The organism is Pseudomonas fontis (genome assembly GCF_028656955.1).
Lineage (GTDB): Bacteria > Pseudomonadota > Gammaproteobacteria > Pseudomonadales > Pseudomonadaceae > Aquipseudomonas > Aquipseudomonas fontis.
Genome location: NZ_JAMDGY010000046.1, coordinates 1 through 15,686, shown reverse-complemented (window position 1 = coordinate 15,686; position 15,686 = coordinate 1). Strand labels below are relative to the sequence as shown.

The window sequence follows — 15,686 nt, the reverse complement described above, 5'->3', positions numbered from 1 at the left end:
ATGGCCGAAGCAAAAGTACTCAGTGGTGCCGGCCTGCGTGGCCAGGTGGCCGGGCAAACCGCACTGTCGACCGTGGGCCAGGCGGGTGCCGGGCTGACCTACCGTGGCTATGACGTACGTGACCTGGCGGCAGGCGCCGAGTTTGAGGAAGTGGCCTACCTGCTGCTGTATGGCGAGCTGCCGAGCAAGGCCGAGCTAGGCGAGTACAAGCACAAGCTCAAGGCCCTGCGCGACCTGCCGCAGGCGTTGAAGGAAGTGTTGGAGCGCATTCCGGTCACGGCCCACCCGATGGACGTGATGCGCACCGGTTGCTCGGTGCTGGGCACCCTGGAGCCGGAGCTGACCTTCGATCTGCAACACGACAAGACCGATCGTCTGCTGGCCGTGTTCCCGGCGATCATGTGCTACTGGTATCGCTTCAGCCACCATGGCGTGCGCATCGATTGCGTCAGTGACGAAGATACCCTGGGCGGGCACTTCCTGCACCTGCTGCACGGCAAGAAACCGAGCGAGCTGCACGTGAAGGTGATGAACGTTTCGCTGATCCTCTACGCGGAACACGAGTTCAACGCCTCGACCTTTACCGCGCGGGTCTGTGCCTCGACCCTGTCGGACCTGTATTCCTGCGTCACTGCGGCCATTGGCTCGCTGCGCGGCCCGCTGCATGGCGGCGCCAACGAGGCGGCGATGGAAATGATCGAGCGCTTCCAGACCCCTCAGGAAGCGGTCAGCGGCACCCTGGACATGTTGGCGCGCAAAGACAAGATCATGGGCTTTGGCCATGCCATCTACAAAGAGTCCGACCCGCGCAACGAAGTGATCAAGGGCTGGGCCAAGCAGTTGGCCGACGAGGTGGGTGACAGCGTGCTGTACCCGGTGTCCGAGGCCATCGACAAGACCATGTGGGAGCAGAAGAAACTGTTCCCCAATGCCGACTTCTACCATGCCTCGGCGTACCACTTCATGGGTATCCCGACCAAGCTGTTCACGCCGATTTTCGTCTGCTCGCGCCTGACTGGCTGGGCGGCGCATGTGTTCGAGCAGCGTGCCAACAACCGCATCATCCGTCCGAGCGCCGAGTATGTCGGCGTTGAACAGCGCAAGTTCGTGCCAATCGAGCAACGCTGAGACTGGCTGAACCTTCAGCACTGGAGTGTGTGCCCTGGGTGGGAGCTGGCCTTGCCAGCGATGCAAACAGCGCGATTCAGCTGACACCGCGTTGATGTCTTCGCCGGCAAGGCCGGCTCCCACAGAGGGTGCGACGCCTGTGGCTGGAATGCTTCTGCCACCGACCTTACCGTGATTGAGTCCCTGTGCCATGAACACTGAATTTCGCAAACCGCTGCCCGGCACCCGCCTGGATTACTTCGACGCCCGTGCGGCAGTCGAGGCGATCAAGCCCGGTGCCTATGACCAACTGCCGTACACCTCCCGCGTGCTCGCCGAGAACCTCGTGCGCCGCTGCGACCCTGCCACCCTCAATGCCTCGCTGGGCCAGTTGATCGAGCGCAAGCGCGACCTCGACTTCCCCTGGTTCCCGGCCCGCGTGGTGTGCCACGACATCCTCGGGCAGACCGCCCTGGTCGACCTCGCCGGCCTGCGTGACGCCATCGCCGATGGCGGTGGCGACCCGGCCCAGGTCAACCCGGTGGTGCCGGTGCAATTGATCGTCGACCACTCGCTGGCCGTGGAATGCGGCGGTTTCGACCCGCAAGCGTTCGAAAAGAACCGCGCCATCGAAGACCGTCGCAACGAAGACCGCTTCCACTTCATCAACTGGACCAAGAAGGCGTTCAAGAACGTCGACGTGATCCAGCCCGGCAACGGCATCATGCACCAGATCAACCTGGAGAAAATGTCCCCGGTGATTCACGCCGAGCATGGCTTGGCCTATCCCGACACCTGCGTCGGCACCGACAGCCACACCCCGCACGTCGACGCCCTGGGCGTGATCGCCATCGGTGTTGGCGGCCTTGAGGCGGAAAACGTCATGCTCGGCCGCGCCTCGTGGATGCGCCTGCCGGAGATCGTCGGCGTCGAGCTTACCGGCAAGCCGCAACCGGGCATTACCGCCACTGACGTGGTGCTGGCCCTGACCGAGTTCCTGCGCCAGCAGAAGGTCGTTGGTGCCTACCTGGAGTTCCACGGCGAAGGCGCTCGCGCGCTGACCCTGGGTGACCGCGCCACCATCTCCAACATGGCCCCGGAATATGGCGCCACGGCGGCGATGTTCGCCATCGACCAGCAGACCATCGACTACCTCAAGCTCACCGGTCGTGAAGACGAGCAGGTCAAGCTGGTGGAAACCTACGCCAAGGTCGCCGGCCTCTGGGCCGACAGCCTGGTCAATGCCGAATACGAGCGCGTGCTGCGTTTCGACCTGTCCAGCGTTGTGCGCAACATGGCCGGCCCGTCCAACCCGCACGCCCGTGTCGCCACCAGCGACCTGGCCAGCAAGGGCATTGCCGGGCAGTGGGATGACGTGCCGGGGCAGATGCCCGACGGCGCGGTGATCATTGCCGCCATCACCAGCTGCACCAACACCAGCAACCCGCGCAACGTGATCGCCGCCGGCCTGATCGCACGCAATGCCAACAAGCTCGGCCTGGTCCGCAAACCGTGGGTCAAGTCCTCGCTGGCGCCGGGTTCCAAGACCGTTGCCCTGTACCTGAAGGAAGCCGGCCTGGACGACGAGCTGGAGCAGCTTGGTTTTGGCATCGTGGCGTTTGCCTGCACCACCTGCAACGGCATGTCCGGTGCGCTGGACCCGGTGATCCAGCAGGAAATCATCGACCGTGACCTGTACGCCACGGCGGTGCTTTCGGGTAACCGCAACTTCGACGGGCGTATCCACCCGTATGCCAAGCAGGCCTTCCTGGCCTCGCCGCCGCTGGTGGTGGCCTACGCCATTGCCGGAACCATCCGTTTCGATATCGAGAAGGATGTGCTGGGCGTGGTCGATGGCAAGGAAATCCGCCTGAAGGACATCTGGCCGAGCGATGAGGAGATCGACGCGGTGGTGAAGGCTGCGGTGAAGCCGGAGCAGTTCCGCCAGGTCTACATTCCGATGTTTGCGGTGCAGGAAGACACCGGGCCGAAAGTCACCCCGTTGTACGACTGGCGCGAAATGAGCACCTATATCCGTCGTCCGCCGTACTGGGAAGGCGCGTTGGCCGGCGAGCGTACGCTCAAGGGCATGCGACCGCTGGCGGTGCTGCCGGACAACATCACCACGGACCACCTGTCGCCGTCCAACGCGATCATGCTCGACAGCGCGGCGGGTGAGTACCTGGCGAAAATGGGCCTGCCGGAGGAGGACTTCAACTCCTACGCCACCCACCGTGGCGACCACCTGACGGCCCAGCGCGCGACCTTTGCCAACCCGAAACTGTACAACGAGATGGTGCTGGAGAATGGCAAGGTGGTGCAGGGCTCGCTGGCGCGGGTCGAGCCGGAAGGCAAGGTGACGCGCATGTGGGAAGCCATCGAGACCTACATGGAGCGCAAGCAGCCGCTGATCATCGTGGCGGGCGCCGATTACGGCCAGGGTTCGTCGCGCGACTGGGCGGCCAAGGGCGTGCGTCTGGCGGGTGTGGAAGCGATCGTTGCCGAGGGCTTCGAGCGCATCCACCGCACCAACCTGGTGGGCATGGGTGTGTTGCCGCTGGAGTTCAAGGCCGGCGTCAACCGCAAGACCCTGGGCATCGACGGCACCGAGACCTATGACGTGGTGGGCGAGCGTACGCCACGGGCGACGCTGACGCTGGTGATTACCCGGCGTAACGGGGAGCAGTTGGAGGTGCCGGTGACCTGCCGCCTGGACACTGCTGAAGAAGTCTCGATCTATGAAGCCGGGGGCGTGTTGCAGCGCTTTGCCCAGGACTTCCTGGAGTCGGCGGTGGCTTGATTGCCCCATGGCCAGAGAGGCCGGCTTCCTGTGGGAGCCGGCCTTGCCGGCGATGATATCGATGGCTTGTCAGCATGATTGCGGTGTCCGCATCGCTGGCAAGGCCAGCTCCCACAGGGTTGTTCCCCTACAAGTCAGGATCAGCATTCCATGGCCCACGTACCCCAGATCAAAATCCCCGCCACCTACCTGCGTGGCGGCACCAGCAAAGGTGTGTTCTTCAACCTTCAGGACCTGCCCGAAGCGGCCCAGCTGCCCGGCGCCGCCCGCGATGCCTTGCTGCTGCGGGTGATCGGCAGCCCCGACCCGTACGGCAAGCAGATCGACGGCATGGGCGGTGCCACCTCCAGCACCAGCAAGACCGTCATCCTTTCGCGCAGCATCAAGCCCGAACATGACGTCGACTACCTGTTCGGCCAGGTCGCCATCGACAAGGCCTTCGTCGACTGGAGCGGCAACTGCGGCAACCTCTCGGCAGCCGTCGGCTCCTTCGCCATCAGCGCAGGCCTGGTCGACCCCACCCGCATCCCGCACAACGGCATCGCCACCGTGCGCATCTGGCAGGCCAACATCGGCAAGACGATCATTGCCCACGTCCCGGTCACCGCGGGTGAAGTGCAGGAAACCGGCGACTTCGAACTCGACGGCGTGACCTTCCCGGCCGCTGAAGTGCAACTTGAATTCCTCGACCCGGCCGCCGATGAAGACGGTGCCGGCGGCTCGATGTTCCCCACCGGCAACTTGATCGACGACCTTGACGTGCCAGGTATCGGCACCCTCAAGGTGACCCTGATCAACGCCGGCATCCCGACCATCTTCGTCGAGGCCGAGGCCATCGGCTACACCGGGACCGAGCTGCAGGAGGCGATCAACAGCGACCCGGCCGCCCTGGCGCGCTTCGAAACCATCCGTGCCCACGGCGCCCTGCGCATGGGCCTGATCAAGCACCTGGACGCCGCCGCCAACCGCCAGCACACGCCGAAAGTGGCCTTCGTCGCCAAGCCCGCCGACTACCTGTCGTCCAGTGGCAAGGCCGTGGCCGGCAGGGACATCGACCTGCTGGTACGCGCCATGTCCATGGGCAAGCTGCACCACGCCATGATGGGCACCGCTGCCGTGGCCATCGGCACTGCTGCGGCCATCCCCGGCACCCTGGTCAACCTCGCCGCCGGTGGTGGTGAGCGCAGTGCCGTACGTTTCGGCCACCCCTCGGGCACCTTGCGCGTTGGCGCCGAGGCGCAGCAGGTGAATGGCGAATGGACGGTCACCAAAGCAATCATGAGCCGCAGCGCGCGGGTATTGATGGAGGGCTGGGTACGCGTCCCCGGCGATACCTTCCAACCCTGAAACCGGCGCCGGCTCCCTGCTACGTTTTTTCCAACGTCAACAGAGAGATGTGAAATGAGTGCCAACGTTGATCTGAACAACCGCCCCGACTACGACCGGGTACTGCAGGACATCGCCGATTATGTCCTCAACTACCGGGTCGAGTCGGCCCAGGCGCTGGATACGGCGCGCAACTGCCTGATCGACACGCTGGGTTGTGGCCTGCTGGCGTTGCGCTTCCCGGAGTGCACCAAGCACCTCGGGCCGCTGGTGGAAGGCACCGTGGTGCCCCACGGCGCGCGGGTGCCGGGCACGAGCTTTCGGCTCGACCCGGTCAAGGCCGCCTGGGACATCGGCTGCATCGTGCGCTGGTTGGACTACAACGACACCTGGCTTGCGGCAGAGTGGGGGCACCCCTCGGACAACCTGGGCGGGATCCTGGCGCTGGCCGATCACCTGTCACAGAAACGCGTCGCCAATGGCGAAGCGCCGCTGACCCTGCGCACGGTGCTTGAAGCGATGATCATGGCCCACGAGATCCAGGGCGTGCTGGCGCTGGAAAACTCCTTCAACCGGGTCGGCCTGGATCACGTGTTGCTGGTCAAGGTCGCGTCCACGGCGGTCTGCGCCAAGTTGCTCGGGGCAGATCGCGAGCAACTGCTGGCGGCGCTGTCGCATGCCTTCGTCGATGGCCAGGCGCTGCGCACTTATCGCCATGCACCGAATGCCGGCTCGCGCAAGTCGTGGGCTGCCGGGGATGCGTCAAGCCGAGGCGTGCGCCTGGCCGACATCGCCTTGCGCGGCGAGATGGGCATCCCGGGCGTGTTGACTGCGCCGCAGTGGGGCTTCTACGACGTATTGTTCAGCCACACCAACAAGGACCTGGCGCTCAAGCCCGAAGGCCAGCGCGCCTTCAGCGTGCCGCAGGCCTATGGCAGCTACGTGATGGAGAACGTGCTGTTCAAGATCAGCTTCCCGGCCGAGTTCCACGCCCAGACCGCCTGCGAGGCGGCGGTGACCCTGCACCCGCAGGTGCGCAACCGCCTGCATGAGATCGCACGCATCGTGATCACCACCCATGAGTCGGCCATCCGCATCATCTCCAAGGTCGGCAAACTGGCCAACGCGGCGGACCGCGACCACTGCATCCAGTACATGACGGCCGTGCCGCTGGCCTTCGGCAACCTGGTGGCGGAGCAGTACGAGGATGACTTCCATGCCGCGCACCCGATCATCGACCGCCTGCGCGAGAAGATGGAGATTGTCGAGGAGCCGCGTTTCAGCCGCGAATACCTCGAAGCCGACAAGCGCTCGATTGCCAACGCGGTGCAGGTGTTCTTCAACGATGGATCGAGCACCGAGAAGGTGACGGTGGAGTACCCGATTGGTCACCGCCGGCGCCGGGAGGAGGGGATCCCGCTGCTGGAAGACAAGTTCAAGGCCAACCTGGCCACGCGTTTTACCGCGCAGCGTTCGGCGCAGATCTTTGCCTTGTGCAAGGACCAGGCGCAGCTTGAAGCCACTGCGGTGCACCGGTTCATGGACCTGTTTGTAATCTGAAGGCGCCAGAAATGAAAAACCCGTCTCGCGGGGACGGGTTTTTCAGTCGCGGATGAAGCCTGGGCTTAACGCTTAGGGTTGAGCACCAGGTTCATGTGGCGGTTTACATCCTTGTACAGCAGGTAGCGGAATGGCGCCGGGCCACCGGAGTAGCAGGCTTGCGGGCAGAAGGCGCGCAGCCACATGAAGTCACCGGCTTCCACTTCGACCCAGTCCTGGTTCAGGCGATAGACCGCTTTACCTTCCAGAACGTACAGGCCGTGTTCCATGACGTGGGTTTCAGCGAACGGAATGGTGCCGCCTGGCTGGAAGGTAACGATGTTCACGTGCATGTCGTGGCGCATGTCGGCCATGTCGACGAAGCGGGTGGTGACCCACGCGCCGTCGGTGCCCGGCATCGGGATTGGCTCAACGTCTTGTTCGTTGGTGACGAACGCTTCCGGATGGGCCAGGCCTTCGACTTCCTGGTAGTGCTTGCGGATCCAGTGGAAGGTCACGTTGGCGTTGCTGTTGTTGCGCAGGCTCCAGTCGGCAGCCGGCGGAATGAAGGCGTAGCCACCTGGTTTGAGGGTGTACGGCTTGCCTTGCAGGGTGATATCGACTTCACCCTCGACAACGAACAGTACTGCTTCGGCGTTCTTGTCCAGCTCAGGACGCTCGCTGCCGCCTTCTGGCTTCAGCTCGACGATGTACTGCGAGAAGGTTTCCGAGAAACCGGTCAGTGGGCGGGCGATGACCCACATGCGCATCTTGTCCCAGAAGGGCAGATGGCTGGTAACGATGTCGCGCATCACGCCTTTCGGGATGACGGCATAGGCTTCGGTGAACATCGCACGGTCTGTCAGCAGCTCGGTTTGAGCCGGGTGCCCGCCGTGGGGGGCGAAGTAGGAAGATTTCGACATGGACAGTCTCGTTTGTTGTTGTGTCCCCGTGCCTGGCAGCGCCGGCCGGCGCCGCGTGGGGATGCACTGACACGATATAGAATCGAAACTGCCATGTACAAATTAAATGTTTAAATGTCGCGTATTTATTTAGTGAATGTATACAACTTGCAGTTCTGGCACGCTACCTTGTGGGAGCGGGCTAGTCCCGCGATCGAGTGCGCAGCGCTCGCCAAGCCTGTAGATGCGCAGCGTACTGGTGCACCGCGCTCACCGATTTTGCTGGCGCTGCGCACCAGATCGCGGGACAAGGCCCGCTCCCACAAGGGGAGGGCGGTGGTGCCAGAGAGTTGCTTGCACCCGCCCTGGCCGCAGCCCCAAGGGTATTTATGGCATGCACAAATAAAATAACTGTGGTAGCGGGCCTTGTCCCGCGATCGAGTGCGCAGCGCTCGCCAAGCCTGTAGATGCGCAGCGTACTGGTGCACCGCGTTCACCGATTTTGCTGGCGCTGCGCACCAGATCGCGGGACAAGGCCCGCTCCCACAGGTGGAGTCGGTGGTGCAAGGCTGTTGCTTGCACCCGGCCCGACTCAGTGCTTTAGAACTGCCATTGCACCCCCAGCGAATAACCGGCCTGGTTGCCTTCCTTATGGGCAAAGCGGCTGTTGGCCTCGGCAAACACCCCCAAGTGCTCCGTCACCATCAACTGTGCACCCAGTTGCGCGCGGCCAAAGTCCTTGTCCACCTCGCCCAGGTCGGCCACCCGCACGCGACCATCACCCTGGCTGGTCAGGTCGATCTCATCCAGCCGGCCATCCGCCAACTCTCGTACCCAGCGCACGCTGGCATACGGGCGCACCTGCATGGCTGTGCCCAATTTCACGCTGCCATGTACACGCCAGCCCAGGCTCGCTTCCAGGGCATCATAATTCTGCTTCTCATACCCCAAGGCCGTGCGCAAGGCTTCGTCTTCATTGAAGTCGTCGATGCGGTAATGCACATAGTCCAACCCGGCCACCGGCCCGGTCTTCAACTCGCCAAAGCTGAAGTCGTAGCCACCCTCGACCCGCGCACCCCAGAAAGTCGCCGAAGTGTCGCCAGACAAGCGCTGATCCAGCAGCACCGGCCCACCATTGGCCTGGATAAACACCGAGCGATGGGTATCGAAGCGGGTATGCCCGGCGCTCAACTCACCGGCCAGCCACTGCGGGCCACCATCGTTGAGCAAGGCGAAGGCGCCCACCTGCCAGGCATCACCCTCGATCCGCCCACCATGGTCCAGCGAGTCGCGGCTGCGCTGGAAGCTCAGGCTGGCACCCAGGGTCAGTGCCTCACTCAGGCGATAGTCACCCAGGGCGTACACCCCGATGCGCTTGGCCTCCGGGTTGCCAGGGGCATCGAAGCCGCTGTCCGGCGAGACTTCCCCTTCCACACCGACATCCCCTTCAAAGGTGCCGACTGCCCGGGTTGAATCAAGCAGCGACAACCAGCGCCGATCATGCAGCCGAGTCATGGCCTGGTGCTGGCGTTGCAGCTGGTCTTCCATCTGCCGCGTCAGGGCGCCACCAGAGGCGGTGGAGGCGAGCAGGTCGGCGTTGGTCAGCTCCAGCACCAGGCGCGTCAGCAACCGGGAGAAGTCGCGCATGCGCTGGGCGATACGCTCCTCGCCCAAGGCGTTGGTGAGCACGGTCTTGTTGTCTTCGGCCGGGTCGTGCCAGGTCGAGCCGCCGGGGATCAGCGGGTTGTCGGTCTGCTGGTAACCGTCCAGGTCACCCAGCTCCCAGTTGGTGGCTTCGATAAACAGCACCGGCTTGTTCAGTCCATTGAAACTTTCGCCGTCGCTGCAGCAGCCGGTGCCGGCCGGGTAGGCGGGGTCCAGGCCAGGGTTGGTGAACAGCGGGATGTTCAGCTCACTGGCAATGCGCAGCAATTGATCGCGGTAAGCGCCCAGCGCCGGGTTGGCCACGCTGTTGCTGCCGGCGTGGGCGTACATCTTGTCGCCGGTAACCAGGCTGTCGAGGTTGATCATGCCCAGCAGGTTGGCGCGCTGGCTGTCACTCAATGAAGCGACGTAGGCCCGCGAACCACGCAAGCCTTCTTCCTCGGCGCCGAAGCCGACCACTTCCAGGCCGTTCTCCAGCGCGATGCCGCCCAGGTTGCGGGCGATCTCCACCATGACGGCGGCGCCAGAGGCGTTGTCGTCCAGGCCTTGCAGGGTTGGCCGCCCGAAATAGGTGTCAAAGTGCGCACCGAGCACCACATAGGTGCTGTTCAGGCCGGGGGCGCTGGCGATGACGTTCTGTGAGCTGCGGTTGCCGGCCCAGGTGAAGTCCTGGCGGCGAGTGGTGTAACCGAAGCCCAGGCGCGATTGGATCAGGTCGGCGGCACCGGCGAAGTTGGCGGTACCGCGGTAACGGCCAGGGTAGTCGGTGATCAGGCGTTCGAGGGTGTCCTCGGCATACTCCCCGTATTCATAGGCACCAGCCCCGCCAGACAACATGGCGCAGCCCAGGGCAACAGCAACGGATAACGGTTTCAACACGGTACTTTTCCTTAAGTTTTGTTACCGATCGTGCATTTTTAATGCGTCGCGACGGACAAAGCAGGATGTGTGCCGGGTTTGTAAGTAGTTGGCTTGAATATGTTTTTTTTTGTTGTGTCGCGGCTGGCCTCATCGCCGGCAAGGCCGGCTCCCACAGGTGTCATGGGCGCTGCGTTCTCTGTGGGAGCCGGCCTTGCCGGCGATGAGGCCAGCGCTGTCAGTCACAGAGCCGCGACCGCCGCCTTGGCGACCAGGGCATCCTGCTCCGCCTTCACCCCGGAAACCCCCACCGCACCCACTACCTGCCCATCGACGATCACCGGTACACCGCCTTCCAGCGTGCCACTCAATACCGGCACTGACAAAAACGCCGTACGCCCACCGTTGATCATGTCTTCATAGGCCTTCGATTCACGCCGACCCAGCGCTGCCGTGCGGGCTTTTTCCGTAGCGATGTAGGCGCTGATCGGCGCGCAACCGTCCAGGCGCTCCAGGGCCAGCGGATGACCGCCGTCATCAACGATGGCAATGCTCACCGCCCATTGGTTGGCCTGGGCTTGCGCGCGGGCGGCGGCCAGCAATAAGGTCACTTCGGTCTGGGTCAGTACGGCTTTGCTGTGCATGCATCAAGCTCCTGATGAAAGGGCGTTATCGACAAGTTCGATCCAGTGTCGCACGGGCGTGCGCCCGGCTCCGTCCAGATGCGTCTGGCAACCGATGTTGGCCGTGGCGATCACCTCGGGGTGGCCGCTTTCCAGGGCATCGAGCTTGTGGTCGCGCAACTGCCTGGACAGCGCCGGCTGGGTCAGCGAATAGGTGCCCGCCGAGCCACAGCATAGATGGCTGTCCGGCACCTCGGTTAGATTGAAGCCCAGGCGCTTGAGCACCTCCTCGACCGCACCGCCAAGCTTTTGCGCATGCTGCAGGGTGCACGGGCAATGGAAGGCCAGGGTCTGCGCGCAGCAGCGGTCGAACTGCTCCAGCGGCTCGTTGCGGATGACTTCGACAATGTCCTTGGCCTGCGCGCTGACCCGGTGTGCCTTCGCGGCGTACTGCGGGTCATCGCGCAGCAGGTAGGCGTATTCCTTGACGAACGCGCCGCAGCCGCTGGCGGTCTGCACGATGGCCTCGGCCCCGGCCTCCAGCGCCGGCCACCAGGCGTCGATATTGCGCCGCGCACGGTTCAGGCCGGCGGCCTGGGCATTGAGGTGGTAGTCCACCGCGCCGCAACAACCTGCCTGGGTGATGGGCGTGACGCTGATGCCCAGCCGGTCCAGCACCCGTGCCGTGGCCGCGTTGGTATTGGGCGACAGGCCTTGCTGCACGCAGCCCTCAAGCAACAACACGCGCCGCGCGTGCTGCACGGCCGGGCGTTGTCGTGGCGCAATCACGTTGCGCGGCAGATGTGCGGTCAGCGCTTCGGGCAGCAGCGGGCGCAAGGCTTCACCGGTGCTGAGCAGCGCCTTGAACAACGCCGGGCGCGGCACCAATGCGCGCAGGCCACCGCGCAGCAAGCGCTGGCCGAGCGGGCGCGGCACCTTGGCTTCGATGGCGGAGCGGCCGATGTCCAGCAGCTTGTGGTATTCAACGCCGGAGGGGCAGGTTGTTTCGCAGTTGCGGCAGGTCAGGCAGCGGTCCAGGTGCTCCTGGGTCTTTGCGCTGACACTGTCCTGTTCGAGGAACTGCTTGATCAGGTAGATCCGCCCGCGTGGCCCATCCAGTTCATCGCCCAGTTCCTGGTAGGTCGGGCAGGTGGCGTTGCAAAAACCACAATGCACGCAACTGCGCAGGATGCGCTCGGCCTCGTCGGCATGGAGCAGTTGCCTGGCGCTTTCGCTCAGGTTGGTTTGCATGGGCGCTCCTGGGTCAGACGTCGGCGTAGAGCCGGCCGGGGTTGAAGATGCCAAGCGGATCGAGGCGTTGCTTGAGGGCCTGGTGATAGCGCAGCAGTGGGGCGGCCAGTGGATGGAAAGGGCTGTCGCTGTGGCCTGGGGTAAAGCACGTGGCGTGGCCACCAACGGCGGCGACGGCGTGGCGGATGGTCTCGGCACTGGCCTCGGACTTCAACCAGCGCTGCGCGCCGCCCCAGTCGAGCAGTTGCTCGCCATGCAGTGCCAACGGCGCCGTCAAGGCCGGCACGCTGAGGCGCCAGAGCGGTCGCGGGTCGGCGAAGAAGGGCAGCTGTTGCTCGCGCAGCTCGTCCCACCAGTGCGCGTCGAGGGTGTCGCCACCCAGCCGTTCGGCTGCCGCGCGCACCGAGCCTTCGTTGCCTTCCAGGCGCAGATACAACACGCCGTCATGATGGCTGGCGGCGCTCAGCGGCAACGGTTGCTGGCCCCATTCGCCCAGCTGGTCGAGTGCCCGTTGCAGTGGCATCGACTGGCGCAGGTTGATGCGGCAGCGGTACTTGGGCAGCACTTTGAACGAGGCTTCGGTGATCACCCCCAAACAGCCGAAGCTGCCCGCCAGCAGGCGCGACAGGTCGTAGCCGGCGACGTTCTTCATCACCTCGCCGCCAAAGCGCAGGTGGGTACCCAGGCCGCTGATCATCCGGGTGCCGAGCACGAAGTCGCGCACGGCGCCGACCCAGGGCCGTCGTGGCCCGGACAGCCCACTGGCGAGCATGCCGCCGACCGTTGCATGCTCGCCGAAGCTCGGCACTTCGCAGGCGAGCATCTGCCCGCCCTGGTCGAGTGCTGCCTGAAGCTCACGCAGGGGCGTGCCGGCGCGGGCGGTGATTACCAGTTCGGTCGGGTCATAGGCAACGATTCCGCTATGCCTGCTGATATCCAGGGGCGCAGCCACCACCGGGCGACCGAGAAAGGCCTTGGTATTGCCGCCGCGCACGGCCAGTGGGGTGTGCGTGCCGATGGCCTGGCGGACCTGTTCGAGCAACTGCTCGCTGTGGTCGCTGCCCTGTGCCGGGTCGAAGTAGGCGGTTTGCATCAGAAGCGCTCCAGGTCGGGGAACGGCAGCTGGCCGTGATGAATGTGCATGGCGCCGAACTCGGCGCAGCGGTGCAGGGTGGGGATGTTCTTGCCTGGGTTGAGCAGGCCCAGCGGGTCGAAGGCCGCTTTCACGGCATGGAACAGGTTCAGCTCGTCGCTGTTGAACTGTGCGCACATCTGGTTGATCTTTTCCCGGCCCACGCCATGCTCGCCGGTGATGCTGCCGCCGACCTTCACGCACAGCTCGAGGATCTTGCCGCCGAAGGCCTCGGCGCGCTCCAGCTCGCCGGGCTGGTTGGCGTCGAAGAGGATCAATGGGTGCATGTTGCCGTCGCCGGCATGGAACACGTTGGCCACGCGCAAGCCGTACTCGGCGGACAACTGGGCAATGGCATTGAGCACATGCGGCAGTTCGCGGCGGGGGATGGTGCCGTCCATGCAGTAGTAGTCTGGCGAAAGCCGCCCGACGGCGGGGAAAGCGTTCTTGCGCCCGGCCCAGAAGCGCACGCGCTCGGCTTCGTCGCGGGCCAGGCGCACTTCGGTGGCGCCGGCCTGTTCCAGCAGTGCGCGAACCCGCTCGCAGTCGTCGTGCACATCCGCTTCGACGCCATCGAGCTCGCACAGCAGGATGGCCTCGGCTGCCACCGGGTAGCCGGCGTGGATGAAGTCTTCGGCGGCGCGGATGGCCAGGTTGTCCATCATCTCCAGGCCGCCGGGGATGATCCCCGCCGCGATGATCTCGCCGACTGCGCGACCGGCCTTTTCCACCGAGTCGAAGGCGGCCAGCAGCACCTTGGCCACCTGGGGCTTGGGCAGCAGCTTGACGGTCACTTCGGTGATCACCCCGAGCATGCCTTCGGAGCCGGTGAACAGGGCCAGCAGGTCGAAGCCGGGGGCGTCGAGGGCGTCGGCGCCGAGGGTCAGGTGTTCGCCTTCAATGGTGAGCATGTCGACCTTGAGCACGTTGTGCACGGTCAGGCCGTACTTGAGGCAGTGCACGCCGCCAGCGTTTTCGGCGACGTTGCCGCCAATCGAGCAGGCGATCTGCGAAGACGGGTCGGGCGCGTAGTACAGCCCGTAGGGGGCTGCCGCCTGGGAAATCGCCAGGTTGCGCACGCCGGGCTGGACGCGGGCAAAGCGCCCGGCGGGGTCGATCTGGAGGATCTTGTTGAAGCGCGCCATCACCAGCAGCACGCCTTTCTCCAGCGGTAATGCGCCCCCCGACAGCCCGGTGCCCGCGCCACGGGCGACCACCGGGACCTTGTGTTCATGGCACAGGCTGAGGATGGCCTGCACCTGGTGCAGTCGCTGCGGCAGCACCACCAGCATGGGCGTGGTGCGGTAGGCGCTGAGGCCGTCGCATTCGTAGGGTTTGAGGTCCTCCAGTTGATGAAGGATGTCCAGGTCTGGCAGGCGTGCGCGCAGCAGGCGCAGGAATGCGCCCTTGTCGACACTGTGCAGCACACCGTCCACGCGTTCGTCGTAGAGGATATTCATGGTCAGGCTCACGACCCTTGTCTTGTTGTTATGGGGGCACCGCGTGCTTGCATCATTGGCCGCTGGCGGCTTAGTGTCCATGGCGGGGTGAACTGGTCGAACCAGTTTGTTCTGGCGCTGTTTTTTGATGTGTGCTTGAACCTCAGGGATTTCATTGGCTTAGCGGATGGGCTGGGCGAGGTGGGAGCGTGCTGTTGGTCTGGTCATACCAGTGAGGTGCCCATGGGCAACGACAACACAGGTGGATTGCAGGTAGCCGATGTGGTCTGCGAGCGCATTGAGCGGCTGATCGTGGACGGTGTGCTCAAGGTGGGGCAGCTGTTGCCCTCGGAGCGGCGCTTGACCGAGAAACTCGGGGTGTCACGCACGGCATTGCGCGAAGGTCTCAAGCTGCTAAGGGCCAAGGGCATCATCGAGACGCGCCACGGCAAGGGGTCGTTTGTTGCGCAGTTGACCGGGGGCGCGCTGAGTTCACCGCTGATGCATCTGTTCAGCTCGCAACCGCGCACGTTGTATGACCTGTTTGAAGTGCGCAGCCTGCTGGAAGGGGAGTCCGCTCGGCTGGCCGCATTGCGCGGGACCGAGGCGGATTTCGTGTTGATCCGGCGGGCGTATGAGGCGCTGGTTGCCGGGCACGAACAAACGCTCGAGGCGGCGCAACATGCGCACCTGGATCATGCGTTTCACCTGGCGATCTGTGAGGCTTCACATAATCCCGTGCTGGTGCAGACGCTGCGCTCGCTCACGGATCTGCTGCTGAGTTCGGTGTTTGCGTCGGTCAATAATCTGTATCACCGGGCGGCGCAGAAACGCCAGATCGATCGGCAACATGCTCGGCTGTATAACGCGGTGACCGGGCGCTTGCCCGACCAGGCTCGCAAGGCGGCCGTGGCGCATGTGCAGAGCGTTTGTGAGAATTTACGGGAGGTTGAGTTGGAGGAGCAGCGGTTGGTGAGGGCTACTTTGCGGTTGGAGGGGTGGGTTTGATTTGGGGGTTTTGTGTGGGGCTTTCGGGCCCCTTCC

General features: G+C 64.3%; 11 protein-coding genes. 5 read left to right on the top strand and 6 right to left on the bottom strand.

Annotation, left to right across the window (positions count from 1 at the left end):
* The 4 genes from prpC to prpD all read left to right on the top strand — a co-directional run bounded on the left by prpC (nt 1) and on the right by prpD (nt 6,793).
* Nucleotides 1-1,128, top strand: a complete 1,128-nt coding sequence (gene prpC / locus M5G11_RS15765; RefSeq protein ID WP_273910234.1) for a bifunctional 2-methylcitrate synthase/citrate synthase — start codon at nt 1-3, stop codon at nt 1,126-1,128.
* Nucleotides 1,129-1,318: 190 nt separating this feature from the next.
* Nucleotides 1,319-3,907 carry a Fe/S-dependent 2-methylisocitrate dehydratase AcnD gene (acnD, locus tag M5G11_RS15760; protein ID WP_273910235.1) on the top strand — a complete coding sequence of 863 codons (2,589 nt, stop codon included), beginning with the start codon at nt 1,319-1,321 and terminating at the stop codon, nt 3,905-3,907.
* 150 nt (nt 3,908-4,057) lie between these two features.
* A complete protein-coding gene (prpF, locus tag M5G11_RS15755) occupies nt 4,058-5,254 on the top strand; it encodes a 2-methylaconitate cis-trans isomerase PrpF (protein WP_273910236.1) in 1,197 nt (398 codons plus the stop codon).
* A gap of 54 nt (nt 5,255-5,308) precedes the next feature.
* Nucleotides 5,309-6,793: a 2-methylcitrate dehydratase gene (prpD, locus tag M5G11_RS15750; protein ID WP_273910237.1), complete on the top strand. Its 1,485-nt coding sequence runs from the start codon at nt 5,309-5,311 to the stop codon at nt 6,791-6,793.
* A 65-nt stretch (nt 6,794-6,858) separates the two neighbouring features.
* On the opposite strand, the gene M5G11_RS15745 is transcribed toward prpD, so the two are convergent.
* The 6 genes from M5G11_RS15745 to glcD all read right to left on the bottom strand — a co-directional run bounded on the left by M5G11_RS15745 (nt 6,859) and on the right by glcD (nt 14,663).
* Nucleotides 6,859-7,695: a bifunctional allantoicase/(S)-ureidoglycine aminohydrolase gene (locus tag M5G11_RS15745; RefSeq protein ID WP_273910239.1), complete on the bottom strand. Its 837-nt coding sequence runs from the start codon at nt 7,693-7,695 to the stop codon at nt 6,859-6,861.
* 579 nt (nt 7,696-8,274) lie between these two features.
* Nucleotides 8,275-10,218: an autotransporter outer membrane beta-barrel domain-containing protein gene (locus M5G11_RS15740; protein WP_273910241.1), complete on the bottom strand. Its 1,944-nt coding sequence runs from the start codon at nt 10,216-10,218 to the stop codon at nt 8,275-8,277.
* A gap of 221 nt (nt 10,219-10,439) precedes the next feature.
* Nucleotides 10,440-10,841, bottom strand: a complete 402-nt coding sequence (locus tag M5G11_RS15735; RefSeq protein ID WP_273910242.1) for a heme-binding protein — start codon at nt 10,839-10,841, stop codon at nt 10,440-10,442.
* A gap of 3 nt (nt 10,842-10,844) precedes the next feature.
* The gene (gene glcF, locus M5G11_RS15730; RefSeq protein ID WP_273910243.1) at nt 10,845-12,071 is read right to left on the bottom strand and encodes a glycolate oxidase subunit GlcF; all 1,227 of its coding nucleotides are present in this window, start codon (nt 12,069-12,071) and stop codon (nt 10,845-10,847) included.
* A gap of 13 nt (nt 12,072-12,084) precedes the next feature.
* Complete coding sequence (glcE, locus tag M5G11_RS15725; RefSeq protein WP_273910244.1) at nt 12,085-13,164, bottom strand: glycolate oxidase subunit GlcE; 1,080 nt, start codon at nt 13,162-13,164, stop codon at nt 12,085-12,087.
* The gene (gene glcD / locus M5G11_RS15720) at nt 13,164-14,663 is read right to left on the bottom strand and encodes a glycolate oxidase subunit GlcD (RefSeq protein WP_273910245.1); all 1,500 of its coding nucleotides are present in this window, start codon (nt 14,661-14,663) and stop codon (nt 13,164-13,166) included. Before glcD ends, glcE begins: the two co-directional genes overlap by 1 nt.
* A gap of 222 nt (nt 14,664-14,885) precedes the next feature.
* Between glcD and glcC the strand changes: the two genes are divergently transcribed.
* Nucleotides 14,886-15,650, top strand: coding sequence for a transcriptional regulator GlcC (glcC, locus tag M5G11_RS15715; RefSeq protein ID WP_273910246.1), 765 nt, complete (start codon nt 14,886-14,888; stop codon nt 15,648-15,650).
* The last annotated feature ends 36 nt before the right edge of the window (nt 15,651-15,686 follow it).